The organism is Modestobacter sp. Leaf380, assembly GCF_001424485.1.
Classification (GTDB): domain Bacteria; phylum Actinomycetota; class Actinomycetes; order Mycobacteriales; family Geodermatophilaceae; genus Klenkia.
On sequence record NZ_LMQC01000012.1, the window covers coordinates 176974 to 201258 of the forward strand.

At 72.6% G+C, this 24285-nt stretch carries 25 protein-coding genes and 1 pseudogene; 10 read left to right on the forward strand and 16 right to left on the reverse strand.

Annotation, left to right across the window (positions count from 1 at the left end; translation table 11 throughout):
• Window positions 1-21: 21 nt before the first annotated feature.
• From ASG41_RS08850 to ASG41_RS24240, 4 genes are all read right to left on the reverse strand, one after another.
• Window positions 22-429 (reverse strand): hypothetical protein, encoded by a 408-nt coding sequence (locus tag ASG41_RS08850; protein WP_162245544.1) that lies wholly within the window; start codon window positions 427-429, stop codon window positions 22-24.
• Window positions 398-988, reverse strand: coding sequence for a hypothetical protein (locus tag ASG41_RS24235; protein ID WP_056292810.1), 591 nt, complete (start codon window positions 986-988; stop codon window positions 398-400). Before ASG41_RS24235 ends, ASG41_RS08850 begins: the two co-directional genes overlap by 32 nt.
• Window positions 989-1089: 101 nt before the next feature.
• Window positions 1090-1524: a hypothetical protein gene (locus ASG41_RS08860; RefSeq protein ID WP_157519217.1), complete on the reverse strand. Its 435-nt coding sequence runs from the start codon at window positions 1522-1524 to the stop codon at window positions 1090-1092.
• Window positions 1478-1903 carry a hypothetical protein gene (locus ASG41_RS24240; RefSeq protein WP_200938802.1) on the reverse strand — a complete coding sequence of 142 codons (426 nt, stop codon included), beginning with the start codon at window positions 1901-1903 and terminating at the stop codon, window positions 1478-1480. Before ASG41_RS24240 ends, ASG41_RS08860 begins: the two co-directional genes overlap by 47 nt.
• Window positions 1904-2116: 213 nt before the next feature.
• On the opposite strand from ASG41_RS24240, the gene ASG41_RS08870 reads away from it, so the two are divergent.
• Window positions 2117-3511, forward strand: coding sequence for an aspartate ammonia-lyase (locus ASG41_RS08870; protein WP_082556729.1), 1395 nt, complete (start codon window positions 2117-2119; stop codon window positions 3509-3511).
• Between the two features lie 27 nt (window positions 3512-3538).
• Here the strand turns inward: ASG41_RS08870 and ASG41_RS08875 are convergent, their stop codons facing one another.
• The 4 genes from ASG41_RS08875 to ASG41_RS08890 form a co-directional block, all read right to left on the reverse strand.
• The gene (locus ASG41_RS08875) at window positions 3539-4837 is read right to left on the reverse strand and encodes a hypothetical protein (protein ID WP_157519219.1); all 1299 of its coding nucleotides are present in this window, start codon (window positions 4835-4837) and stop codon (window positions 3539-3541) included.
• 83 nt (window positions 4838-4920) lie between these two features.
• The gene (locus tag ASG41_RS08880; RefSeq protein WP_056292818.1) at window positions 4921-5880 is read right to left on the reverse strand and encodes a GNAT family N-acetyltransferase; all 960 of its coding nucleotides are present in this window, start codon (window positions 5878-5880) and stop codon (window positions 4921-4923) included.
• Window positions 5877-6608: a bifunctional 2-polyprenyl-6-hydroxyphenol methylase/3-demethylubiquinol 3-O-methyltransferase UbiG gene (locus tag ASG41_RS08885; protein ID WP_162245546.1), complete on the reverse strand. Its 732-nt coding sequence runs from the start codon at window positions 6606-6608 to the stop codon at window positions 5877-5879. The genes ASG41_RS08880 and ASG41_RS08885 overlap by 4 nt, the downstream gene beginning before the upstream one ends.
• A 45-nt stretch (window positions 6609-6653) precedes the next feature.
• Window positions 6654-7418 (reverse strand): bifunctional 2-polyprenyl-6-hydroxyphenol methylase/3-demethylubiquinol 3-O-methyltransferase UbiG, encoded by a 765-nt coding sequence (locus tag ASG41_RS08890; protein ID WP_056292821.1) that lies wholly within the window; start codon window positions 7416-7418, stop codon window positions 6654-6656.
• Between the two features lie 158 nt (window positions 7419-7576).
• On the opposite strand from ASG41_RS08890, the gene ASG41_RS08895 reads away from it, so the two are divergent.
• The 6 genes from ASG41_RS08895 to ASG41_RS08920 all read left to right on the forward strand — a co-directional run bounded on the left by ASG41_RS08895 (window position 7577) and on the right by ASG41_RS08920 (window position 13994).
• Window positions 7577-8086 (forward strand): FdtA/QdtA family cupin domain-containing protein, encoded by a 510-nt coding sequence (locus ASG41_RS08895; protein ID WP_235564665.1) that lies wholly within the window; start codon window positions 7577-7579, stop codon window positions 8084-8086.
• Window positions 8083-9204, forward strand: a complete 1122-nt coding sequence (locus ASG41_RS08900; protein WP_056292827.1) for a DegT/DnrJ/EryC1/StrS aminotransferase family protein — start codon at window positions 8083-8085, stop codon at window positions 9202-9204. Before ASG41_RS08895 ends, ASG41_RS08900 begins: the two co-directional genes overlap by 4 nt.
• A complete protein-coding gene (locus tag ASG41_RS08905) occupies window positions 9201-10544 on the forward strand; it encodes a glycosyltransferase family 2 protein (RefSeq protein ID WP_056292829.1) in 1344 nt (447 codons plus the stop codon). The genes ASG41_RS08900 and ASG41_RS08905 overlap by 4 nt, the downstream gene beginning before the upstream one ends.
• Entirely contained in the window at window positions 10544-11854 is a 1311-nt protein-coding gene (locus ASG41_RS08910; protein ID WP_056292831.1) for a citrate synthase, read from the forward strand. The genes ASG41_RS08905 and ASG41_RS08910 overlap by 1 nt, the downstream gene beginning before the upstream one ends.
• 146 nt (window positions 11855-12000) lie before the next feature.
• Entirely contained in the window at window positions 12001-12195 is a 195-nt protein-coding gene (locus ASG41_RS08915) for a hypothetical protein (RefSeq protein ID WP_056292833.1), read from the forward strand.
• A 125-nt stretch (window positions 12196-12320) separates the two neighbouring features.
• Window positions 12321-13994 carry an NlpC/P60 family protein gene (locus tag ASG41_RS08920; protein ID WP_056292835.1) on the forward strand — a complete coding sequence of 558 codons (1674 nt, stop codon included), beginning with the start codon at window positions 12321-12323 and terminating at the stop codon, window positions 13992-13994.
• 4 nt (window positions 13995-13998) lie between these two features.
• On the opposite strand, the gene ASG41_RS08925 is transcribed toward ASG41_RS08920, so the two are convergent.
• From ASG41_RS08925 to ASG41_RS08960, 8 genes and pseudogenes are all read right to left on the reverse strand, one after another.
• Entirely contained in the window at window positions 13999-14745 is a 747-nt protein-coding gene (locus tag ASG41_RS08925) for a hypothetical protein (RefSeq protein WP_157519221.1), read from the reverse strand.
• Between the two features lie 10 nt (window positions 14746-14755).
• A complete protein-coding gene (locus tag ASG41_RS08930; RefSeq protein ID WP_056292840.1) occupies window positions 14756-15103 on the reverse strand; it encodes a hypothetical protein in 348 nt (115 codons plus the stop codon).
• 88 nt (window positions 15104-15191) lie between these two features.
• Window positions 15192-16262: a hypothetical protein gene (locus ASG41_RS08935; RefSeq protein ID WP_056292842.1), complete on the reverse strand. Its 1071-nt coding sequence runs from the start codon at window positions 16260-16262 to the stop codon at window positions 15192-15194.
• 132 nt (window positions 16263-16394) lie between these two features.
• Complete coding sequence (locus ASG41_RS08940) at window positions 16395-16895, reverse strand: hypothetical protein (RefSeq protein ID WP_157519223.1); 501 nt, start codon at window positions 16893-16895, stop codon at window positions 16395-16397.
• Between the two features lie 241 nt (window positions 16896-17136).
• Window positions 17137-17301, reverse strand: a pseudogene (csrA, locus tag ASG41_RS24665) (carbon storage regulator CsrA); the annotation flags it as partial.
• A 140-nt stretch (window positions 17302-17441) separates the two neighbouring features.
• Window positions 17442-18326, reverse strand: a complete 885-nt coding sequence (locus tag ASG41_RS08950; protein WP_056292849.1) for a hypothetical protein — start codon at window positions 18324-18326, stop codon at window positions 17442-17444.
• 10 nt (window positions 18327-18336) lie between these two features.
• Window positions 18337-19731, reverse strand: coding sequence for a flagellar hook-associated protein FlgK (gene flgK / locus ASG41_RS08955; RefSeq protein WP_056292850.1), 1395 nt, complete (start codon window positions 19729-19731; stop codon window positions 18337-18339).
• Window positions 19728-20213: a flagellar protein FlgN gene (locus ASG41_RS08960; protein ID WP_056292852.1), complete on the reverse strand. Its 486-nt coding sequence runs from the start codon at window positions 20211-20213 to the stop codon at window positions 19728-19730. Before ASG41_RS08960 ends, flgK begins: the two co-directional genes overlap by 4 nt.
• Before the next feature lie 149 nt (window positions 20214-20362).
• Here ASG41_RS08960 and ASG41_RS08965 point away from each other — a divergent pair, with 149 nt between their 5' ends.
• The 3 genes from ASG41_RS08965 to fliD all read left to right on the forward strand — a co-directional run bounded on the left by ASG41_RS08965 (window position 20363) and on the right by fliD (window position 24284).
• The gene (locus ASG41_RS08965) at window positions 20363-21280 is read left to right on the forward strand and encodes a sigma-70 family RNA polymerase sigma factor (RefSeq protein WP_056292854.1); all 918 of its coding nucleotides are present in this window, start codon (window positions 20363-20365) and stop codon (window positions 21278-21280) included.
• Window positions 21281-21419: 139 nt separating this feature from the next.
• Window positions 21420-22685 carry a flagellin gene (locus tag ASG41_RS25235; RefSeq protein ID WP_056292857.1) on the forward strand — a complete coding sequence of 422 codons (1266 nt, stop codon included), beginning with the start codon at window positions 21420-21422 and terminating at the stop codon, window positions 22683-22685.
• Window positions 22686-22877: 192 nt separating this feature from the next.
• The gene (gene fliD, locus ASG41_RS08975; RefSeq protein WP_056292859.1) at window positions 22878-24284 is read left to right on the forward strand and encodes a flagellar filament capping protein FliD; all 1407 of its coding nucleotides are present in this window, start codon (window positions 22878-22880) and stop codon (window positions 24282-24284) included.
• The last annotated feature ends 1 nt before the right edge of the window (window position 24285 follow it).

The window sequence follows — 24285 nt, forward strand, 5'->3', positions numbered from 1 at the left end:
TGGGTCAGCCCACCCGGGAGGTCACTCGCCGAGGCTGCTGCACAGCAGGGCCGAGCCCTCGTCGGCGGGCACCCGGCCCGCGCACGTGTTGGCGTAGTCCTCGTAGGGCGAGTCGATCTCGGAGTAGATGTAGAGGTCGGTGCACCCGTCCCAGTCACCGTCGAAGCAGGCCTGCGCGTAGCTGTCGAGCTCCGGGTCCTCGCCGAGGCCCTCGGGGGACGTCGGCTCGCCGACGCTGCTGAAGAAGGGGCTGTCCCCGCTGGTCCCGGACCCGCCGTCAGAGCTCGACGACGACGACGACGAGGACGAGGACGAGGACGACGAGCTGGAGGACGGGCCGGCCGAGGTGGTCGGCGCCGAGGACGTCGTCGGGTCCGCCGTCGTCGTGGACTCGTCCTCACCACCCAGCAGCACCACCAACGCCGTCACCACCGCAGCGACCACCACCACACCGCGCCGAGGACGTCGTCGGGTCCGCCGTCGTCGTGGACTCGTCCTCACCACCCAGCAGCACCACCAACGCCGTCACCACCGCAGCGACCACCACCACACCGGCGATCGACAACGCGATCACCGTGTTCCTGTTGCCCTTGGGCGGCTGCTGCCCGAACTGCTGGCCGTACTGGTCCTGCCCGTACCCCGGCTGCCCGTACCCCGGCTGGCCGTACTGCGGCTGCTGCTGGCCGAACTGGTCCTGGCCGTACTGCGGCTGCCCGTAGGGCGGCTGCTGGCCGTACTGGGGCTGGCCGTACGCCGGCTGGCCGTACTGCGGCTGCTGCTGGCCGAACTGGTCCTGGCCGTACTGCGGCTGCCCGTAGGGCGGCTGCTGGCCGTACTGGGGCTGGCCGTACTGGGGTTGCCCGTACTGGGGCTGCTGGCCGTACTGGGGCTGCTGGCCGTACTGACCGGGCTGCCCGTAGAAGTCCCCCTGTCCGGACGATCCCCACGGCTGCTGACCGTCGGAGGGCGGGTGGGGGGGCTGGGACATGGGTACTCCTCGGTTCCGGACGGGCCCACGCATGCTAGAGACACAGCCGACGCCCAGCGACGTACGGCGACCGACCGTGACCGATCAGTGACCTGCGGACCTCAGCTCGGGAACGCGTCCGTGCACAGCAGCCCGGTGCCGACCTCCTGGCGTCCCGCGCAGGAGTCGCCGTAGTCGTTGTAGGCCTGCAGGGAGTCCTCGAAGACCGACTCGCCGAAGAGCTCGTCGCAGTCGTCCATGCTGCCGTCGAAGCAGGACTGGGCCAGCGCGTCCAGGTCCGGGTCCGTGCCCAGGCCGGTCGGCGGGATCGTCGGCGCGGGCAGTCCGCCGGGCGGCGGGGCCTCCGACGTGCCCGCCGAGCTGCTCGAGGACGACGAGCTGGAGCTCGACGACGACGAGGAGCTGGAGCTGGAGCTGGAGCTCGACGTGCCCGCGGACGTGGTCGACGCCGAGGACGTCGTCGGGTCCGCCGTCGTCGTGGACTCGTCCTCACCACCCAGCAGCACCACCAACGCCGTCACCACCGCAGCGACCACCACCACACCCCGCCGTCGTCGTGGACTCGTCCTCACCACCCAGCAGCACCACCAACGCCGTCACCACCGCAGCGACCACCACCACACCGGCGATCGACAACGCGATCACCGTGTTCTTGTTGCCCTTCGGCGGCTGATGCCCGAACTGCTGGCCGTACTGGTCCTGCCCGTACCCCGGCTGCCCGTACCCCGGCTGGCCGTACTGCGGCTGCTGCTGGCCGAACTGGTCCTGGCCGTACTGCGGCTGCCCGTAGGGCGGCTGCTGGCCGTACTGGGGCTGGCCGTACGAGGGCTGACCGTAGGGAGGCTGCTGTCCGTACCGGGGCTGCTGACCCCACGGCTGCTGACCGTCGGACGGGGGCTGGGGCGGCTGCGTCATCGGACGGGACTCCTCGATCCGGCACGTGGTCGTCCGCAGCGTAGGGACCACCGGGCCGGTCCACCAGACCGGGCGGTCGGCGGCCGCGGGGCAGGTGCCCGCGGCGGTCTCCCGGCGGCGCGTCCGACCCGGTGTCTAGGGTCTCGGGAGACACCTCCCGACCGCGGGGACGACGCCCGGGCGGGATCCAGCCAGACACACCGGGAGCGCAGCGTGGCCACCGAGCAGGACTTCCGCATCGAGCACGACTCCATGGGCGAGGTCCGCGTGCCGGCACACGCCAAGTGGCGCGCCCAGACCCAGCGGGCGGTGGAGAACTTCCCGATCAGCGGCACCCCGATCGAGCGCGAGCTCATCGGTGCCCTCGCCGCGATCAAGGGCGCGGCCGCCCGGGTCAACGCCTCCCTGGGGGTCCTGCCCGAGGACGTGGCCGGCGCGATCCACGACGCCGCCCAGCAGGTCGCCCGCGGCGACTGGGACGAGCACTTCCCGATCGACGTGTTCCAGACCGGCTCGGGGACCTCGAGCAACATGAACACCAACGAGGTCATCGCGACGCTGGCCGGCGAGGCCTCCGGGCTGTCGGTCCACCCCAACGACCACGTGAACGCCTCGCAGTCCTCCAACGACGTGTTCCCCTCCGCGATCCACATCGCCACGACGCGGGCCGTCGTCGTCGTCCTGGTGCCCGCACTGGAGCACCTGGCCGCCTCGCTGGAGCGCAAGGCCACCGAGTTCGCCGACGTCGTCAAGAGCGGCCGCACGCACCTGATGGACGCCACCCCGGTGACCCTGGGGCAGGAGTTCGGCGGGTACGCCGCCGCCATCCGCTACGGGGTCGAGCGCCTGCAGGCCTCGCTCCCCCGCATCGGTGAGCTCCCGCTGGGTGGCACCGCCGTCGGCACCGGCATCAACACCCCGCCCGGGTTCGCCGCGCAGATCATCTCCACGCTGGCCACCGAGATGGACCTGCCGCTCACCGAGGCCCGTGACCACTTCGAGGCGCAGAGCTCCCGCGACGGGCTGGTCGAGGCCTCCGGGCAGCTCAAGACGATCGCCGTCGGCCTGGTCAAGATCTGCAACGACCTGCGCTGGATGGGCTCGGGCCCGCGCACCGGCCTGGGCGAGATCGCCCTGCCCGACCTGCAGCCGGGTTCCTCGATCATGCCGGGCAAGGTGAACCCGGTGCTGCCCGAGGCGGCCATCCAGGTCGCCGCCCAGGTCATCGGCAACGACGCGGCCGTCACCTTCGGCGGGAGCACCGGCTCCTTCGAGCTCAACGTGACGCTGCCGATGATGGCCCGCAACGTGCTGGAGTCCATCCGGCTGCTGGCCAACGTCTCGCACCTGCTGGCCGACCGCTGCATCGACGGCATCACCGCCAACGTCGAGCGCTGCCGGGAGCTCGCCGAGTCCAGCCCCTCCATCGTCACGCCGCTGAACAAGTACATCGGCTACGAGGAGGCCGCCATCGTGGCCAAGACCTCGCTCAAGGAGCAGAAGACGATCCGCCAGGTCGTGGTCGAGCGCGGCTACGTCGAGGCCGGGAAGCTCACCGAGGCCCAGCTCGACGCGGCTCTGGACGTGCTGTCGATGACGCACCCCTGACCCGGTCGCCGCTCGGCCCACCGGTCCTCACCAGGTGGCCGCCACGTGCAGCCCCTGGACCACCTGCTCGTTGAAGGTGTCGGACCCGAAGGCGAGCGCTCCGCCCAGCACGGCCGCCGGCAGCTCGAGCCCAGCGAGCTGCTCGGCGGCCGCCCTGTGGGCACGCAGGGTGTCTGCGGTGGGATCGGCGAACGTCGGTCCGGCGAAGACCGCGACGTCCACCAGCTGTGTTCCCTCCCGGACGAGCCCCAGTCGCGTCACCACCGCGGCCGCCACCTCCGCGGCAGCGCCCTCGGCCACGTCGTGGGCCAACTCCACGCAGAAGACGCGGGTACCGGAGTCGTCAGCCGGGGCCGGCGTGACCCGGTAGGCCGGCACGTCGGCGTCCACGACGTGCACGAACCCGGGCGTCTCCCGGACGTCGTCCTCACGGGCCGCCACCCACGCGATCACCGACCGGACGCGGGCCGGCCGGTAGTCGATGTCCAGCGCGCCGAACAGCTCGCCCGCCGACAACGCCAGGACCGGGCGCGTGGCGAGCAGGTCGGTCCCGTCCGCCAGGGTGATCGCGACGGCCGAGCCCGAAGGCGCCAGCGCACGGACCCCGTCGTGCTGGTGCACGTGGACGCCGCGCCGTCGCAACCGCGCGAGCAGGGCGACCACCACCGGGCCGATCCCCCCACCCTCGCGCACCACGACAGCCGGCCGGTGGGGACGGAAGGCAGGTCGTTCGCCGCCGAAGGCCTCTGCGACGGTGACCGGCCAGAAGAGCGGCACCCACAGCTTGCGACGCAGCTCGGCGGCGACGTCCCGTCCACCGGCGGGACGGAGCTTGGCCAGGAAGGGCTCCATCAGGAGGCGGTGGAACGTGGGCCCGTGCTGGTGGATCGATGCCGTCTCCAGGTCCGCGCCGGCCAGCTGCGCCGACGCGGAAGGGGCCAACCACCCCGCTGCCCCCCCGTCGGCGACGCGTGCCGCGGCCTCCGCAGCCACCCGGTGCGCCACCGCGCCCGGCACCCAACGGTGTGCGCCCGTCAGGTCCGAGCTGATGAAGGCCTCCGGAACGGACCTGCCGGCCAGGAACATCCGCGCCGGCGGGAGCTCGACCAGGGCGTCCGGGGGCACCAGGTCGCGTACCCAGGCATCGATCATCGAGACGAAGGGCCGGTGTCCCCCGTCGCGGACCCGGTAGCTCGCCAGTGGGGGCGCCGTCGTCCCCTCGTAGTCGAGCTCCAGCGCCCGCAGGCCCAGCTCCAGCGACCGGCCGCCGCGCTGGCGCGGCATGAAGCCACCACCGACGCCCGTGCGCGGGAGCAGCAGACGCACGGGCTCTCCGCGCGCAGCCAGCCCGTCCGCTGCCACCAGGGCGGCCACCGTCCCCCCGACGACCACGCGTTCCCCGGGCCGGTTCACCGCGCACCGTCGTCGTCCGGCTCGTCCACCAGGTCCCGGACGAAGACCTTGCGCGTCCCGGGCACTGCACCGACGGACCGCTTGAAGGCTGCGAGCCCGGAGTTGGGTGATCCGTCCTTCTCACTCGACGGGCCGAGGTCGACCAGGCGCGCCCCGGTGGCCATCGCCTCCACCGTGACCAGGTGGGCCAACAGCTCCATCACCGGCGCGGCGGTGGGCACTCCGTCGACGTCGGCCCAGTGGACGACCTGGTCGATCCCGTCCAGGACGCGGTAGACGACGGCTGCGGCGGCCGGCTCCCCCTCCACCAGCAGCAGGCGCATGCGGACCCGGTCGGGGAACGCCTGGCGGATCGCCTCCAGGTAGTCGCGCGGGAGTGGAGGCGGGCGGCCGTGCGCCGACCTGTTGGCGGCCAGGACCTCGTGCAGCCTGGTCAAGGGCTCCCCGGTCACCACGTCCAGGAGTTCGTGCGGGCGGGCCGACGCAGCACGGACGTAGCGCCGCTTGCGGTCCTTGAGCAGCGTCAGGGGGTCGCGGCCACCAGAGACGTCCAGGTGGTGGTTCAGGTCGCAGTGCTCGATCCGGAAGCCCAGGTGCAGGAGCACGTACTCCAGCAGCGGTTCGACCCCCGAGTACACCGGCGGCCGGGCGCGGATGCGGAGCTGCCGGAGCCCGTCGGCACGGGCGGCGAGCACCACGGCGCGGACCAGCCCGACGGCCTCCGGGACGCCCAGGTCCTCGCGGACGACGTCGAGACCCCCGAACGGGGCACGGTGACCGGAGACGAGGACGTCGCCCTCCACGACCCCGTCCAGCACCCCGACCAGCCGGCCCTCGACCCGGTGCTCGTAGCGGCGGCGGGAGGGACCTGGGACCCCGTTCAGGTCGTGGAAGGCCTGCTGGCAGAACAGCAGCCCTCCGCCCAGGAGCCGGTCGTCGGACGGGCGGCCCGTCACCGGGCCCGACGCGCCCGGACGGCGATGTTGGCGGCGGTGTCGGCCGGGAGCTCGTCACCCAGCACGTTCATCGCGGCGACCAACTCGGGCGAGAAGTCCAGCATCATGCCGTTGGGCAGGGGCTTGAACTGCAGACCGGTCCGTTCGACCACCTCGAAACCACCCGCCCGCAGGTCCGCCTCGAGGCCCTCGAGGTCGTAGACGCGCTGGTGGCCCACGAGGTGGTCCCGAGGACTCAACGTGTCCAGCTCTGGCTGCAACCCCATGATCACGGCCAGCCGCCGGTGCAACGACCGCTTGTTCGGGACCACGACGACGATCTCGCCGTCCGTCGACAACCAGGTGCTCAGGTGTCGCAGGAGCGGAACGGGCTCGTCCACGTGCTCCAACACGTGCAGAGCCATCAGCTTGTCGCACGGCCGATCCGGGACGTGGTCTTCGAAGAGGGCCTCCACCACGCTGACCGAGGGGTGCTCGGCGCGCACCAGCGCGGCCAGGCTCGGCGCCCCCTCCACCACCACGTACTCCCGCGACAGCGGCGCCAACCGCCCGAGCGTGACACCCTCGCCGTAGCCCAGCTCGATGACGGCGTCGCCGGGGTCGATCAGGCTCGCGAGCCAGTCGCAGCAGTGCAGCTGGGCGGCGTCCTCGATGAACTTGTCCGGCACCTCGTCGTTGAGGTGGTACTGGTGGGCGATGCGTTCGAGCTCGTCGGTGCGGGTGGTCACCACGGTGGGCGCTCCTGTCGGGGGTGGGGCGATCGGGTGCGGCTGTCAGGCCGGGGACGGCACGGCGTCGACCCACAGCTCGGAGCCGAGCTCGGGGGACGAGAGGGCCAGCGCATCGAGGCCGTCGAGCAGAGCGGGGGTCAGGAACCCGTCGTCGAGGAGCCGTTGCATCTGGGCGTGGGTGAAGGGCTTGACGAAGATGCTCCCCGCGTCGATGACGTCGAAGCCCGCTCCCTGCACGGTGCGGGTGAGCGCCTCGGCGTCGTAGATGCGGTCCTGTTGCATGTCCCGCTGGGTCACCGACTGCGCGGTGACATCGGGGATGAGACGCATCGCCACCGCGAGCAGACGGTGCAGCGAACGGGCGTTGGGCACGTTGACGTGCAACACGCCCGCCGAGCCGCACAGGGCCCGCGCTGCACGCAGGAGAGCCCCCGGGTCAGGCACCTCGTGCAGCAGGCAGCTCAGCACCACGACGTCGAAGACACCGCCGACGGCGTCCGGGGTGACCCGCTCACCGAAGTCCTGGACGACGAGCACGTCCTCCCGGCCGCCCACCAGCCGGCGAGCGGCTTCGACGAACACGGGACTGGGCTCGACGACCACGCAGTGGGTCCCTGGCAGGTCCGTGAACAGCGGCGCGAGGCCGCACCCGATCTCGAGCACCCGGCGAGGCGACCTCGCCGCCACCTGCTGCAGCACGCGCCGCCGACGGAAGGCCGCCTGCCTGGGTTCGAAGGGCATCGTCTCGTACCGGCGGACGTAGTCCTCGAGGTCTCGACCGGCGGGGTCGTCCCGGTCACCGGTCACAGGTCCTCCTCCTCGTCGTCGTCCCCGGGGGCCCGAGCCGACGACCGAGATGCTCACACGTCCGTCCCGGGGTTCGGGGACGAGCGGCCCGACGTGCCGGACCACCCAGGCGGGTGCCCGTCTGCCCGCGCCGTTCCCGGGCTGCCGATAGTCCCGGGGTGACCACTCTCGAGCGCCGTTCCGCGGTCCCTGGCCGGCGGCTGTCCGACTTCGACGACCAGCCCCAGGGCGAGCGTGCCGGGTGTCGCATGATCGACTTCCCCCGCATCAGCGACCCTCGCGGGGCCCTGACCTTCGTCGAGGGCCGCTCCCAGGTGCCCTTCGACATCGCCCGGGTGTACTACCTGTACGACGTACCCGGCGGTGAGTCCCGGGGCGGGCACGCCCACAAGGAGCTCCAGCAGCTCGTCATCGCGGCATCGGGCAGCTTCGACGTCCTGGTCGACGACGGCCACGAGACCGCCCGGTTCCACCTGAACCGGTCCTACAACGGACTGCTCCTCCCCAGGCTGACGTGGCGCGAACTGGGCAACTTCTCCTCGGGCAGCGTGTGCCTCGTCCTGGCCTCCCTGCCCTACACCGAGGACGACTACTACCGGGACTACGACGAGTTCCTGGCCGCCCGCCGGGTCGTGGACCACGAGACCGCCCCCGACACGCCGCGATGACGACGTCCGGGGACTCCGTCCCGTTCCTCGACCTGGGTGCGCTGCACGCGGAGCTCGGACCCGAGCTGGAGGCGGCAGCCCTGCGGGTGATCCGCAGCGCACGGTTCCTGCTCGGTCCGGAGCTGACCGGGTTCGAGGTCGCCTGGGCGGCAGCCGTGGGGGCGGACCACGCCGTCGGCGTCGGGAGCGGGCTCGACGCCCTGACGCTGGGGCTGCGCGCCCTGGGTGTCGGACCCGGTGACGAGGTGCTCGTCCCGTCGCACACCTTCATCGCCACCTGGCTGGCCGTCGTGCAGGTGGGCGCCGTCCCGGTCCCGGTCGACGTCGAGACCCCCGTCGGGGACTGGGCCCACGGTGCACTGGAGGCCGCGGTGACCCCACGGACCAAGGCCGTCGTCCCGGTCCACCTCTACGGTCACCCGGTCGACCTGGACCCGGTCCTCGAGCTGGCCCGACGCCACGGCCTGTGCGTCCTGGACGACGCTGCTCAGGCCCACGGCGCCCGCTACCGGGACCGCCCGGTCGGAGGGCTCACCCACGCCACGGCCTGGAGCTTCTACCCCGGGAAGAACCTGGGCGCCTTCGGCGACGGCGGTGCGGTCACGACATCGGATCCGGAGACGGCCCGCCGACTGCGTTCCCTCCGCAACTACGGTTCGACCCAGAAGTACGTGCACGAGGAGATCGGCTGGAACAGCCGTCTGGACGAGATGCAGGCAGCCCTGCTGTCGGTGCGTCTGGAGCACCTGGGGGCGCACAACGCGCGCCGCGCCCGCGCGGCCCAGCGCTACGACGAGGCCCTCAGCGACGTCGGCCACGACCTGGGCCTGCCGCAGACCGCAGAGTGGGCCACCCCCGCGTGGCACCTGTACGTCGTCACCTCCGCCCACCGGGACCAGCTCGCAGCCCACCTGGCCTCCCAGGGCGTCGAGTGCAACGTGCACTACCCCGTGCCTCCCCACCGGCAGCGGGCGTTCGCCGGCACGTCGGCAGCGAGCGCGGACCTGCCACGCGCGGACGAGCTCGCCGGGCAGGTGTTGAGCCTCCCCATGGGCCCGCACCTGACCGACGCCCAGCAGGACGTCGTCATCGAGGCCGTCCGGGGGTTCCGGCCGTGAGCCTCCCTCTGGTCAGCGTCCTGGTCCCCACGTACAACGGCGAGCGGTACCTGTCCCAGGCGCTGCACTCGGCCCTGACCCAGACGCACCGCAACATCGAGGTGCTGGTGGGCGATGACTGCTCGACCGACTCGACCCCGGCGATCGTGGCCGAGTTCGCGGCGCGGGACCCGCGCGTCCGGGTCCTGAGCCACGAGCGCAACGTGGGGCCCCGGGCGAACACCGAACTGCTCCTCCGCGCGGCGCGGGGCCCCTTCGTGAAGTACCTGCTGCACGACGACCTGCTGTCACCCGCCTGCATCCAGGTGCTGCTCAAGGGCATGCGGTCGCCCCAGGTGTCCCTGGCGTTCAGCCAACGCACCCTCATCGACGGGGACGGGCGCGCCGTCCCGGGCCACCAGTTCCCCGTGCCGGCGACGAACGCCGGGGTCATCGACGGGCGCACGCTCGGCAGCGCGATGCTCGAGCAGTTGTGCAACGTCGTCGGCGAGGTGACGACCGCGCTCTTCCGCACCGCTGACGTCGACCTGGACGAGCTGTGGACCGTGGACGGCCGCCGTCTCCATGCCCTGGAGGACCTCAGCCTGTGGCTCCGGCTGCTGAGGAAGGGCGACGCCTGGTACGAGCCGCGCGCCCTGAGCTCCTTCCGTTCCCACGACTCGCAGCGCTCGCGGCTGACCGACGTGCGCGGTGGCGCGGCCGTCGACTGGCCGAGGATGTGCGACTGGGGACGACGCCACGGCTACCTCACCGACCCGTCCCAGGAGCGACGGGCGTACGCGAGGGCGTTGGTCAACGCCACGGCCGTGCACGCTCAGTTGACCGACTCCCCGTGGCGCACGCTCCCCCTGGAGGCTGCGTTCCTGGCCTTGTCCCGCCTCGCCGAGATCGACGGCCCGACCCCGGACCCGGTCGACCTCCCCCTGCAGTACCGGGCCCACCACCCCAGCGTCCTGCGCGGGTGGACCCAGTCTGCCGACACCCGGGGGCGGGAGTTCGCCGTTGCCGTGGCCGCGCCGGGGCCGACGGACGAGCAGGTCACGAGGGTGGTCGAGGAGTTCCGCCGACTCCGTGCCGCCGGTGTGACCCGCCAGTTCGTGGTCGCCGTGACCGAGGAGGGCGTCACTGCGCTCGCCCCGGTCCTCAGCGCGGCGATCGAGGCAGGTCCCGACATCGACGTGGACCTGGTGCCCACGCCAGAACCCCGGGCGCTCCTGTCCGAGGACTGCCTCGCGGTGTGCGAGCCCGGGGACACCTGGCACCAGGGCCGGGCCGGTGCCGTGTGGGTGGTCACGTCGCCGTGCACGGTGCAGACCGCAGGCAGTAGCGTCACCGTCTGATGAGCGCCACAGCAGACCCCGACGCCCCCCGGCCGGCCACGCTGCACCACGCGGGGGGTGAACTCGAACTCCCGGTGCGACAGGCCACCGAGGGCGCCGACGGCATCGACACCAGCAAGCTGCTGGCCGCGACCGGCAAGGTCGCCCTGGACATCGGCTTCGTCAACACCGCCGCCTGCAGCTCGGCGATCACCTACATCGACGGTGACGCCGGCATCCTGCGGTACCGCGGCTACCCGATCGACCAGCTGGCCGGCAAGGCCAGCTTCATCGAGGTCTCCTACCTGCTGATCCACGGCGAGCTGCCCACCCCGTCGCAGCTGGAGGACTTCGACCAGAAGATCCGCCGGCACACCCTGCTGCACGAGGACCTGAAGTCCTTCTTCCGCGGCTTCCCCCGGGACGCGCACCCCATGCCGGTGCTGTCCTCGGCGGTCAGCGCGCTGTCGACCTTCTACCAGGACTCGCTGGACCCCTTCGACCACGCCCAGGTCGAGATGAGCACGTACCGGCTGCTGGCCAAGCTGCCGACCATCGCGGCCTACGCCTACAAGAAGTCGGTCGGGCAGCCCTTCCTGTACCCGGACAACTCCAAGGGCCTGGTGGAGAACTTCCTCCGGATGACGTTCGGCTTCCCCGCCGAGCCGTACGAGGCCGACCCCGAGCTGGTCAAGGCCCTGGACATGCTCTTCGTGCTGCACGCCGACCACGAGCAGAACTGCTCCACCTCGACGGTGCGCCTGGTCGGCTCCTCGCACGCGAACCTCTTCGCCTCGGTGTCCGCGGGCATCAACGCGCTCTTCGGCCCGCTGCACGGCGGGGCCAACCAGTCGGTGCTGGAGATGCTCGAGGGCATCAAGGCCGACGGCGGCGACATCGGCAAGTTCGTCAGCCGGGTCAAGGACAAGGAGCCCGGCGTCAAGCTGATGGGCTTCGGGCACCGGGTCTACAAGAACTACGACCCCCGCGCGGCGATCGTGAAGGCGACCGCGGACAACGTGCTGGACAAGCTCGGCGGCAACAGCGAGCTGCTGGACCTGGCCCGCCAGCTCGAGGAGGTCGCCCTCACCGACGACTACTTCGTCCAGCGCAAGCTCTACCCGAACGTCGACTTCTACACCGGCCTGATCTACCGCGCGATGGGCTTCCCGACCCGGATGTTCACCGTGCTCTTCGCGCTGGGGCGCCTGCCCGGCTGGATCGCCCAGTGGCGCGAGATGATCGAGGACCCGGCCACCAAGATCGGCCGTCCCCGCCAGCTCTACACCGGGCCCACCGAGCGCGCGTTCGTGCCGCTCGACCAGCGCTGACGGCTCGCCGACACCGCACTCCCGAGGCCCCGTCGTCCCCACCGGGACGGCGGGGCCTCGTCGTGCGCCCGCGCACGGCGCCACTGCACGACACGACACGACACGCCGTACCGTGCCGCACGGGGGACGAGACCGAGGAGGACCCGATGCCCGACCGCGACGGCGAGGTCGACGCCTTCGTCGTACCTCCTGTCCCACTGGCATCCGGGTCGCGGCTGCCCGACCCCGACGGACGCCGGGTGGCCGGCGTCGCCCTGGTCGTCACCACCGAGGACGGCGGCCGGCGGGAGATCCGGCTGCGCCAGGAGCACGGCGCCTGGTGGGCTCCCCCGGAGGGGTGACGCGCACCGCCTGATCGGGGCCCGGCCTCAACCGGCGCCCCGGCGCTCCCGATGACCCTCGTGCGGACCGTCCGATCCCCGCCCACCCCCGGCGTGGGCACGGCACGGTCTGCGAGGGGAGCGCCGTGCCACCGCCACGCGTCCCCCCGGCCGGCACGACCCCCCGCCCCCGCACCGCCGAGGAAGCCCGGCAGCTGGCCCGCGCCCGGGCCCGCGCCCGAGCCCGCGCCCGAGCTGCTGCACTGGCCCGCAAGGAGGCCGCCCGCCGCCGCCGGCGCGCCGCGCTGGCCCGCGCCACCCGCCGCGCCGCGACGCTCACCGGGGTCCTGGCCCTGGTCCTCGTCGCCGCCGTCGCCGTGGCCGGTGTCCGGCCGCAGACCCCCTCCCCCACCGCCGTCGCCCTGGACCTGGCCTCCCGTGCCGGTGAACTGCGCGACGCGCTGACCGCCACCGCCACGGGCCTGCGGGACGCCCGGACGGCCGTGGCCACCGCGCGGGCCGAGCTGGCCGCCGCGGAGTCCGAGCAGTCCGCTGCCGCGGGTCCGCCGGCCGGCACCCAGGGCGTCGCCGGGTCCGGCGCGGGCCTGCGGGTGGCCACCGCCCGGGTCGCCCTGCGGGCCGCCGAGGACCGGGTGACCGCCGCGACCCGCGAGGCGCGCCGGCGCGCCGCCGACGCCGACCTGACCGTCGCCGGCGCCCTCGCCGGACTGACCGCCGGACCCACCTCGCCGGACCAGCAGGCCGCCGACGCCGCCGCCCGCGACCGCTGGCAGGCCCAGCTCGCCGGCCTGACCACGGCCGGGATCGCGCTGCCCACCACGGCGCAGCTCGCGACCGGCGACCTCCCCGAGGGCCTCACCCCCGCCCGGGACGCCACCGGCCAGGTGGTGCCGGGCGTGGCTGCGGGCGTGGTCGACGGCCGGGTGGTCGTCGTGCCGTCCGCGGAGACCGCCACCGCCACCAGCTACGCACTGGCCCAGCTCGGGGCGCCCTACGTCCCCGGCGGGAGCGGCGCCGCCGGCACCGACTGCACCGGGCTGACCGCCGCCGTCTGGACCGCCGCCGGCCGGCCGCTCGGTGCCACCCTGGCCGAGCAGTGGGCCGTCGGGACCGTCGTCCCGGCCGGTCAGGTGCAGGTCGGGGACCTCGTCTTCGGCTCCGACCCGACCGCCGGCCTCGACGACGTCGGCGTCTACGTGGGCGAGGGCCAGGTGGTGACCGCATCCGCGGTGACCCACCAGGTCGCCGTCCTCCCGGTGCCGGCCGGGTCGTCGGCCGTGCGGGTCACCCTGCCGCCCACGACGCCCAACACGCCACCGGCCGGCGACGGCTCGGCCGCGACCCTGTGCGGGGCCGTCCGACCCCCCGTGGTCAGCGCCCCGGTCGACCCCGCCTGGGGCGGTTGGTCCAACGGCCAGGTGCCGACCTCGGCCCTGTGCCCGATCGGCGGTGGGCACCTGCTCCGCTGCGACGCCGCGGCCGCCTTCCAGTCGCTCGCGCAGGCCTGGCAGAACGCCTTCGGCACGCCGATGTGCCTCACCGACTCCTACCGGTCCCTCGCCGCGCAGGTCGACGCGCACGAGCGCAAGCCACGGATCACCGCGGTGCCGGGCACCTCGAACCACGGCTGGGGCCTGGCGGTCGACCTGTGCGGGGGCATCAACGTCGCCGGGACACAGCAGTCGGCCTGGATGGCCCGCTACGCCGGGCAGTTCGGCTGGGTACACCCGGACTGGGCCCAGCCGGGCGGGCAGAACCCCGAACCGTGGCACTGGGAGTTCGGGATGCTGCGGGACTGACCGCTCAGACCCAGGGGAGGTCGGCCAGCGACCGCCAAGGCAGCACGGCGCACGGCTCGACCGTCTCGCCGGCCAACCGGGCGGCGACGGCCGGGTCGGCCCACGCGACGGGTCGACCGGGGGTCACCACGACCCGGGCGTCGGTGAGCCGGAGCCCGGCGCGGGAGGCCTGGGCCAGCACGTGCTCGGGTGCACTGCACGCTGCGGTGGCCAGCAGCGGGTCGTCGGCGTCCAGCAGGAGCACCGGGCCCTCGACGCTGCACCGCACGACGACGTCGGCGGCACGCTCCGAGGCCGCGGCCCGGACGGTGAGCACCTCGGCGGCGGGGGTGAAGGGGTGCGGCACCCAGCCGACGACGTCGTCGCCGCGGTGCACGACGACCTGCCAGGCCAGGGCCGACTCGGCCGCGTCGGCCCAGCTGAGGACGGCGATGCCGCGCCGCAGGGCCTCGGCGTCGGTGACCGGGCGGGTGTCCAGCCAGCGGAGCAGGGCCGCGTCCAGCCCGGTGGGGCTCATGTCCTGCTGGCTGCGGGCCACGGCGACGGCGAGGTCGTCCAGGTCGGCCCGCGCGGAGCGCTCGGCCTCCTCGACGACCAGGGCGGTGCCGCGGTCGTCGGTCCGGAGTTCCAGGTGCAGGCCGGCGCGGCCGGCGGCACACAGCCTCCGGGCCGCGGCCAGCAGGTCGGCCGGGTCGCAGGTGGGGCGGGTGAGTCGGGGCAGCAGGCGCAGGGCAGGGCCCAACCGGGTCATGGACGGGCGGTCAGGAGGAGCTGCGGCCACCGGTGAGCGACTCGCGCACCGTCGCCGGGAGTTCGGGCAGGCTCAGGGTGCAGGCCAGCTCCATGGCCGACAGCCGCACCGGGAGGGTGTCGGAGTCCCAGCCGGTGACCAGGCGGACCCGGGCGGCCGAGGTCGGCCACACGACGTCGCGGGCCCGGGCCACGTGCAGCTCGGTCAGCACGTCGACCAGCCGGTCGGCCGTGGAGGCCGGCAGGCCCGGGCGGACGAGGGCGGCCTCGAGGGCGTCGGTGAGACCGTCGCGGTCAGCGGAGGACAGCCAGTGGGGCACCAGGACCACGTGGGTGATCGGCTCGGACACCATGGTCATCGGATGCTCCTGCTCACTACGAGGGCGGGTCGCCCTGGTCTCTCCTGTCACACCTGTATCGGCAGTTCACCCGGATTGTGGAGTCAGGTCACCCGGCGAGTTCCAGCAGCCGGTCCTTGAGGACCCGCTCCGCCCGGTCGGCGTGCACGTTCATGTTGCGCACGGAGGTGCCCAGGTCCGCCGACAGCTGGGTCTTGGTCTGGCCACCCCAGGTCGTCAGGTACCAGGTCACCCAGCCCAGCACGTTGGGCTGACCGGCCCGCTGGTCCGGTCGTGCGGTCGGGTCGGGGGCGCATGCGGCCGTCAGGGCGTGCGAGAGCAGGGTCTGCTCGGCCTCCCCGAGGATCTCGTCGGGCGCCTGGGCGGTGTCGGGCAGCAGGTGGTCGGCCCCGTCGGGGACGCCGTCGAGGGACTGCAGGTTGCGCAGGCCGTTGAGCGTGGCGACGCTCTGCGCGTTCTTGCGCAGCACCGCGACGCTCTGCCCCAGCAGGTCGGCGAGCTCGCGCTCGGAGGGACGGCGCTGATGGGTGGCCACGAAGGTGGCGATGGCCTTCTGCTGCTTGTTCTCGGTGTCGGTCGCGGTGCGACCGAACGCGGCACGGCCCAGGTCGTGCACCCACTTGGACAGCTGGGTGGCCAGGAAGGCCCCGAACGGGACGCCCTTGCTCTCGTCGTACTGGGCGACGGCCTTGAGCACCCACTCGCTGACCTGCTGGACGACGTCGTCGTTGTCCGGGATGTGCAGCCGGATGGTGCTCATGTTGCGCTGCAGGCGCTTGAGGGAGACCGGCCCGTAGTGGCGGCACAGGTCGGCCAGGAACTGCGGGGGCAGGTCCCGCGGGGCGCGTCGACGCACGCCGCTCTCGGCCCGCAGCCCCACCGTGCGGTGCTCGTGCACCGCGCACCAGGCCTTGACCAGGGCGGAGAGGGCGGCGGCCTGGCCGGCGGCGCCGTCGACCCGGTAGAGCCCCTCCCCCTCGTCCAGGGTGACCGTGACGCCCTCGGGCAGGGCCTGGCGGAACTCGGCCAGCGGCAGCTCCCGCTCGGTGCGGAAGTGCACCCGGTCGCGCAGCGTGATCGGCGTCGTCGCCCAGGCCTCGTCCTCGGTGATGCCACCGAACACGAGCGGGCCGGACGGTCGTCGGGACGGTTCTGACACCGGGGACTCCTGTCGTCGGGTCGGATCTCGGGGGAAGACGACGGGGCCGGGTGCCGGTGGTCCGTCGCGGGATCGCGTCTCGGTGAGAGGACGAGCTGCGAGTGGTGCCGTGCCGTGGTGGTGGAGCGGTGGTCAGGCGCTGACGGCCTCGAGGACCTCGGCGGGCCACACCGGGGTGCTGGCCCAGCCGCCCCGCTCGACGTCGCCGGACTGCAGGAACGGCGCCACGACGGCGCTCTCCTCGACGGTCGGCTCAGCCGCGTAGACCGGCATGTGGTCGTACAGCACCGTGAAGAGGTCGCTGACGAACCCGTAGGCGGCCTGGGCCGAGGCCGAGAAGCGCGCCACGTCGGCGCGCGGGCCGAGGTCGACGGCCACGGTGATGCGCAGGACGCGGTCGTCCTTGCTCAGACCGGCCAGCGTCACCGGGACGCCGGCGTGCTCGGTGGCCAGCTGCGCGAGTGCCGCGAGGCACTTGCGGGCCGCGGCGCGGCGTGGTCGCAGCTGGACGTACAGCAGCAGGCTCGCCTGCTCGGCCTCGGTGGTGCCGGGCAGGTCGAGGACCACGGCGGTGTCCCGGGAGGACACCTCCCGGACCGTCGTGCCTGCGGTGTTCGTCGCGCTGCGTGCCATCTCCGTTGCCCCCTGTCACGTGCTCAAGGAGAGGATTGCGCACCGTGGGGCGTGAGTTGAGCCAAAACGGGGTTCGTGTCGCCCAACCGCCAGCGGATTCGTGGGCAGATCACGCCAAGGCGCGCGCCGCCGTGTCGTCCTCGTCGCGGACGGCCGGTGTGCCAGGGGCGGACCCCTTGGTCCCACCGAGCGCGGCGGTCAGCGCGCCGACGGCGTCGGCCGCGACCCGGACGGCCAGGGCGCGGGCCGCGGCGATCTGCCGGTACACCTCTTCGCGGTGGATGGACACCTCGCGGGGGGCCTTGAACCCGAGCCGGACGGTGTTGCCGCGGACCTCGACGACGTGCACCTCGATGTCGTCGCCGATGCGGATGGTCTCGCCGATCGTGCGGGTGAGCGTGAGCACCAGTACCCCTCCATGGGTCTCGGTGACCGGCCGTCCTCGGGCCGGGTGGGGCGCGAGCTGCGTCCTCCCCACCATGATCGGCAGCCCGGCAACCGGCCGGTACACCCCTGGGGTGGGTGGGACGTGGTGGTGCAGATGAGTCAGCGGAGGTAGTCCACCAGGGACGTCTGCAGGGTCTTCGCCGAGGCCGACAGGGCGGCCTGGTAGCCGTACTCCCGCATCGCCAACTCGGTGTAGGTCTTGGCCTGGTCGATGTTCATGACAGAGGAGAGCTGCCCGGACAGGTCGAGCTCGGTCTCGGCGTTCAGGACCACGACGGTGTCGAGCCGGGCGGCCCGGACACCGACGACCGTGCGAGCGTCCGACAGTCGGGTCAGGGCCTGGTCCAGCTGCGCCAGTCTGGCCGACAGCGCGCCAGGGTCGGTGCGCAGGTCCGAGGCGATGTCCGCCACCAGGTCGAACACGTTGGCGCCGTCGGGACCGAGGGCCGAGGTCCCGGTCACCCCGGTCTGGACCACCTCGGTCGGGGAGACCCGGACCTCGGGGACGTCCAGGCGGCCTCCGAAGGTGACCACGCCACCGGCGCCCGCGGTGAAGGCCTGAGAGCCCGACGTGGTGCCACCGAAGACCGGCCGCCCCCCCACCTGGCGGTTGGCCATGGCCAGGATCCCCTGCCCCAGGGAGTCGACCTCGAGAGCGAGGGCCTCGAAGCCCGACGCGGTCAGCGACCCGGTGTTGGCACCCTGCACGACCCGGTCGCGGACCATGCTCAGCTGGTCGTGCATGGCGTCCAGAGCGGCGTCCGCGCTGGACAGCGTGGTCTTGGCCAGGCTGGCGTTCGCGGCGTAGCGGCCGTTGAGCGCGAGGTCTCCCTGGGTGCGCATCGCGGTCGCGGTGCCCGACGGGGAGTCCGAGGGCCGGTTCAGGGCCACCCCCGAGGTGGCCTGCTGCTGCAGCTTCGCCACGGCCACGAGGTTGGCGTTGATGCCGCGCAGGTTGCTGTCTGCGATGGAGCGGTGTGTCATGCGCACGGGGTCACCTACCGACCAATCCGGTTCTGTTGATCAGGACGTCGAGCATCTCGTCGATCGCGGTGACGAGTCGTGCGGCCGCAGCGTAGGACTGCTTGAAGACCATCAGGTTGGTCATCTCCTCGTCCAGGTTCACGCCACTGACCGAGGCGCGGGCCAGGTCGACCTGAGCCGCCACGGCGGAGGCCGAGGCCACCGCCCGGGTCGCACTGCCGGCCTCGACACCGAGCCGGGTGACGGCACCGCGGTAGAGGGTCTCGGCACTGCCGGGGGCCTGCCCGAGCACGGAGAGGCGGTCGGCCAACCGGCCGTCGGAGGAGGCGTCCGCACCGACCGGGCCGGCAGCGGCAGCGGCGATCCGGGCCGGGTCGGTGAGCGCGACGGTCAGCGTGGCGGCCGTGGTGCCGGTGAACATCGGTCCCCCGGCCCCGCCGGTCTGGTCGAAACCGGTGCTCAGCGCCGTGTTCACGGTGCTCGCCAGCTGGGCGGCCACCCCGTCCAGCGCGGTGCGGTAGGACGGGAGCACCTCGTTCATGACCTTGATCTGCCCACCGACGCTGCCCCCGGGCGACAACGGCGGACCGCCGTTCCCCAGCGTGAGCACGACCGGCGTGGCCGGCACGGCACCCAAGGAGACGCCACCACCCAGGGTCACCGTGCTGGCCCCGTTGCCGGTCACGACCGCGGTGCTGCCCACGACGACGTTGACCGTGCCGTCGGGACCGTCGACGGTCGATGCGCCGATGGTGGCGGCCAGCTTGGTGACCAGCAGGTCGCGCTGGTCCAACAGGTCGTTGGTGTTCAGGTTCTGGACGGTGGCCGTGCGGATGGCGTCGTTGAGCTCGGCGACCTCGCGCAGGGAGGCGTTGACCTCGGTGAGCACGTCCACCGTTCCGCCCCGGGTGTTGGACCACTGCTTGTCAACCGAAGCGGCGAGCCCGTTGAGGCTCGAGGCCAGCGACCGGTTGGAGGCCAGCACCGCCTCGCGGGCCGCGGAGTCCTTCGGGGTCGCCGACAGCTGGCTCCACGCCGAGGAGGTGGCGGTGAGCAGGCTCTGCACACCGGTCTTGCTGGGCTCCCCGAAAGAGGTCTCCAGCTGGTCGAACGCGGTGTCGACGGCCGTGGTGGAGGCCACCGTGCCGCGCTCGGCCAGGCCGCGACGCTCCAGGAAGGCGTCCCGGATCCGGGAGACGGTCTCGCTGTTGACGCCGTCCCCGAGGTTGTCGGACTGGGAGTAGAAGGTGTAGGTCTGCGCGGTGTTGCCGGCGCGCAGCTCCAGGCGCTGACGGGTGTAGCCCTCGGTGTTGACGTTGGCGATGTTCTGACCGGTCACCTCCAGCGCCCGCTGGTTGGCGGTGAGCGCGCTGTTGGCCAGGTTGAGGGCGGAGAAGCCGCTCACATCGCACCGTCCAGGGTGACCGAGCGGTGCGAGCGGCCCGCGGTGCGGCCGGCGGCGGTGTAGGTCTTGGCCTCGTCCGGGCGGACGCTGAGCAGCGCCTCGTCGATGGCGGCCAGGCCGCTGGTGATCAGCTCACGGTTGGCGTCGGACAGCCCGCGCAGCTCGGTGACCAGACCCAGCAGGGTCTCGTGGTGACCGACGAGCAGGTCGTTCCACGGGGCGGCGGCGTGCTCGGCGATGGTCCGCAGCGAGGGGTTGGGCTCCAGGCCCAGGTTCGTGGCGATCACCTCGGTGACGGCGCCGCGCTCCACCTCGAGGGTGCGCATCTGGTCCAGGACGACCTCGATCTCGTGGGCGATCCTGGGCAGCCAGCGGTTCTTGCCGCTGATGATCAGGTACTGCTTCTCCTCGGCCTTGAAGAGCAGCAGGTCCAGGAGTTCCTGCTCACGCCAGAGCAGGGTCGACAGGTGCTGGTAGTCCACCGCTGGCTCCTCTCGTCGTCCGATCGCGGTGCACGACGTGCACCCGGGTCTGGCTGTGTCTTCGGCATCCCGGACAGGCGCTCAAGTCGAAGGGGGAAGTTGCCGAGGAAGGGTCAGGTGTGACTCGTGGGACGCCGAGATAGGACTTCGTGAACCCCCCTCGCCCGTCGCCTCCCCAGGCGGGTGCCCCGGCTGCTCCGGTCCGTGACCGTCGGAGCGTCGACGCCCTCGTCACCGAGCACCTGGCCCTGGCCCAGTACGCGGTCAACGCGGTGGCAGCCCGGATCTCGCTGCCCAGCCACGTCAGCCGCGAGGACCTGTCCTCCTGCGCCCAGGTGGCCCTGGTGGAGGTCGCGCGCCGCTTCGACGCGACCGCCGGCGCCTCGTTCGCCACCTACGCCCTGCCGCGACTGCAGGGTGCGGTGCTCGACGAGCTCCGGTCCGGGGACTGGGCCAGCCGTTCGGTGCGGGCCGCCGCCCGTCGCTCCGACGCCGCGGCCGACGTGCTGGCCGCCCGGCTGGGCCGGCCGCCGACCCGGGCCGAGCTCGCCGCCGAGCTCGGCGTGCCGGTGGCGGAGCTGTCCTCCCTGCAGGTGGACGTGCACCGCGCGGTGATGGTGAGCATCGACGCAGAGTCCGGTGACGACGGCGGCACCTTCGACCTGCCCTCGGCCGCCGACTCCCCCGAGAAGGCGGTGGTCAAGAACGAGCGCGCCCGCCACCTGCACACCGCCATGGCTGCGCTGCCCGACCGGCTCGGCGAGGTCGTCGAGCGCAGTTTCTTCGGTGACGAATCACTGACCGACATCGCGGCCGACCTCGGGGTGACGCTCTCCCGGGTCTCCCAGATGCGGGCCCGGGCCCTGACCCTGCTGCACGCCGCGATGAGCGAGGTGTGGGACGAGCGCCCGGTGGCCGCCGAAGGCGGCGTCCGGGCCCGCAACCAGCAGGCCACCTACGTGGAGCAGGTCGCCACCCGCAGCCGCCCCCGGGCCTCGCGGGCCCTGTGGCCGCCACCGCCCCGCTCGGCCGCACAGGTCCGCGCGGCCTTCACCCAGCCGGCCTGACCCCCCTCTCGGGGGATCTCGAAGATCCTCCGCGGTTTGACTCAAGAAGTCGGCCCCACCAGCCGTTATCAGCTCTGCAACCCCCGCAGCACGGATGCAGCGGGAACCACCAGCACAGCCTTTATCCAGGAGGATCACCATGGGCATGCGCATCAACACCAACACCGCCGCGATGAACGCCTACCGCAACCTGTCGGTCAACGACTCGGCGATGAACAAGTCGCTGGAGAAGCTGTCCTCGGGCTTCCGCATCAACCGCGCTGCGGACGACGCGGCCGGTCTGGCCATCTCGGAGGGCATGAAGTCCCAGATCGGTGGCCTCAAGGTCGCCGTCCGGAACGTGCAGGACGGCATCTCGGTCGTGCAGACCGCTGAAGGCGCGCTCACCGAGACCACGAGCATCCTCCAGCGCATGCGTGACCTGTCGGTGCAGGCCAGCAACGACGGTGGGCTCTCCACCGACGCCAAGAAGAACATCCAGTCCGAGATCGGCCAGCTCAACTCCGAGCTGAACCGCATCGCTGCCTCGACGACCTTCAACGGCAAGAAGCTGCTGGACGGCTCCTACACCGGCACCTTCCAGGTGGGCGCCAACGCCAACGAGACCATCAGCGTCGGCGTCGGTACCGCGATGAACAGCACGGGCCTGGGTGTCGACGGCGTCGACGTCACCGGTGTCGGCTCGTTCAACGCCAACGCGGCCAGCGGCGTCGCCAGCACCGTCTTCACCACGAACGCCACCTCGGCGGCCGCGGCGACGGTCAAGTTCACCTCGTCCGCTGCCACGAACTCCTCCTTCGTCCAGGGCGCCTCGGCCACCGACGCCCAGGCCGTCGCGGAGTTCGAGCGGCTCGACGGCACCATCTCCTACGGTGGCAAGTCCTTCAGCCTGGGCACCGTCGACTACTCCGGCGCTGCTGCCGGTGGAGCCGATGGCGTCACCACCGCCGGCGAGGCGCTCACCGCGCTGAACAAGGCCGCCGTCGCTGCGCTGGGTCTGACCTCCGGGTCCACGCCCTTCGCCTCGGCCACCAACCAGCTGACCTTCACCGCCCCCGCGGCGGCGACGTCCGGCTCGGCCAAGGCCATCAGCGACGCGACCCCGACCTTCGCGTCGGCGTCGGGTGCCGACTCGGCGATCGCCAAGCTCGACCTGGCGATCCAGAAGGTGTCCTCCACGCGGGCCGACCTCGGTGCGCTGCAGAACCGGTTCGAGCACACCACGGCCAACCTGAACGTGGCCGTGGAGAACCTGACCGCCAGCAACTCGCGCATCGTCGACGTCGACATGGCGTCGGAGATGACCGAGTTCAGCAAGAACCAGATCCTGGTCCAGGCCGGCACCGCGATGCTGGCCCAGGCGAACCAGTCCTCGCAGGGTGTCCTGCGTCTGCTGCAGGGCTGACCCGACGCGGGAGAGACACCCGCAGCACAGCACTCCCGGTGAGGGGGCGGCCATCCGGCCGCCCCCTCACTGCTGTCGTCCTCCTCCCCCGGAGGGGGTGGTCACCCCACTCGGCTCAACTCCCGCCCGGGGCAGCCGATCACAGGAGGGCACACCCGACACACCCACCGGCACGGAGGAGGACACGACGAGATGGTGACCCTGGGAGTCGACGGTCTGGTCTCCGGGCTGGAGACGTCGTCGATCATCACGAACATCATGAAGGTCGAGGCACAGCCGCAGGCTCTGCTGAAGACCCAGCTGTCGGCCACGCAGGCCAAGGCCGCCGCGTACCGCGCGGTCAACACCCGCTTCGACGCGATCCGCACGGCCGCCGAGGCGCTCACCAGCACCAGCCTCGCGGCCGCCCGGACGGCGACCAGCTCGAGCAGCTCGGTGACCGCCAGCGCCACGCCGGCCGCCGTCCCCGGGTCCAGCGTCAGCTTCCGGGTGGAGCAGCTGGCCACCAGCAAGCAGGTCACCAGTGACGTGAAGTGGACCTCGGCGACCGCGCCCGTGCGCGAGCAGAGCAAGCCCGCCTGGCCGATCACGGTGCTCGACAGCGCCGGGCTCACCGTGGGCACCATCGACCTGCCGGCCGGCGCGACCCTCGCCGACGCGGTCTCGGCCATCAACGCCAGCGGCTACGGCGTGCACGCCGCGATCCTCCAGCTCGGGCCCGACGAGTTCCGGCTCCAGCTGACCAGCGACGCCACCGGCCAGAGCGGCGCCCGTCGCCTCCAGAGCAGTGACGAGACCGCCGACACGGCCGAGACCGGCTTTCTGCTCAGCCGAGCCGGCCAGGACGCGAAGCTGTCCCTCGAGGGCGCTGGCGGGCTCGTCGTCACGTCGTCGTCCAACACCTTCTCCGACGTGCTGACCGGCCTGTCCATCACCGTCAGCAAGGCCGACCCCACCGCCGACGCCACCACCGTGCGGATCGGTGCCGACACCTCCGCCATCACGACCAAGGTCAAGGCGCTCGTCGACGCGGCCAACGGGGCGCTGGGCGTCATCAAGGGCTTCACGGTGTCCACGGCGGGGGCCGCGACCGCCACCCTCCAGGGCGACCGGGCCCTGGTGCAGTTGTCGGACTCCCTGCTGTCCGCCGTCTCCACCGCCATCGGGGGCAAGAGCGCGGCCTCCATCGGCCTGCAGCTCAACCGCGACGGCACGATCGCCTTCGACAGCGCCGTCCTCACCGCGAAGCTGGCCAGCGATCCCGCCGGGGTCGCGAAGCTGCTCAGCGGCAGCGCCGAGAGCACCACCGCCGGGGTCACGACCCCCGCCGTCACCGGCATCGCCGGCAAGCTGGCCGCCCTCGCCAGGACCGCGAGCGACTCATCCACCGGCACGCTGGTCGCGCTGGCCAAGGGGCGCGAGACCCTGGCCGACACCATCAAGGACCGGATCGACGGCTTCGAGATCCGGCTGGCCGCCCGCCAGGAGACGTTGACCAAGCAGTTCACGGCCCTCGAGCAGGCGTTGAGCCGGATCAAGAACCAGTCGACGTGGCTGACGTCGCAGGTCAACCAGCTCTACAACCCCAACGCATCGTGAC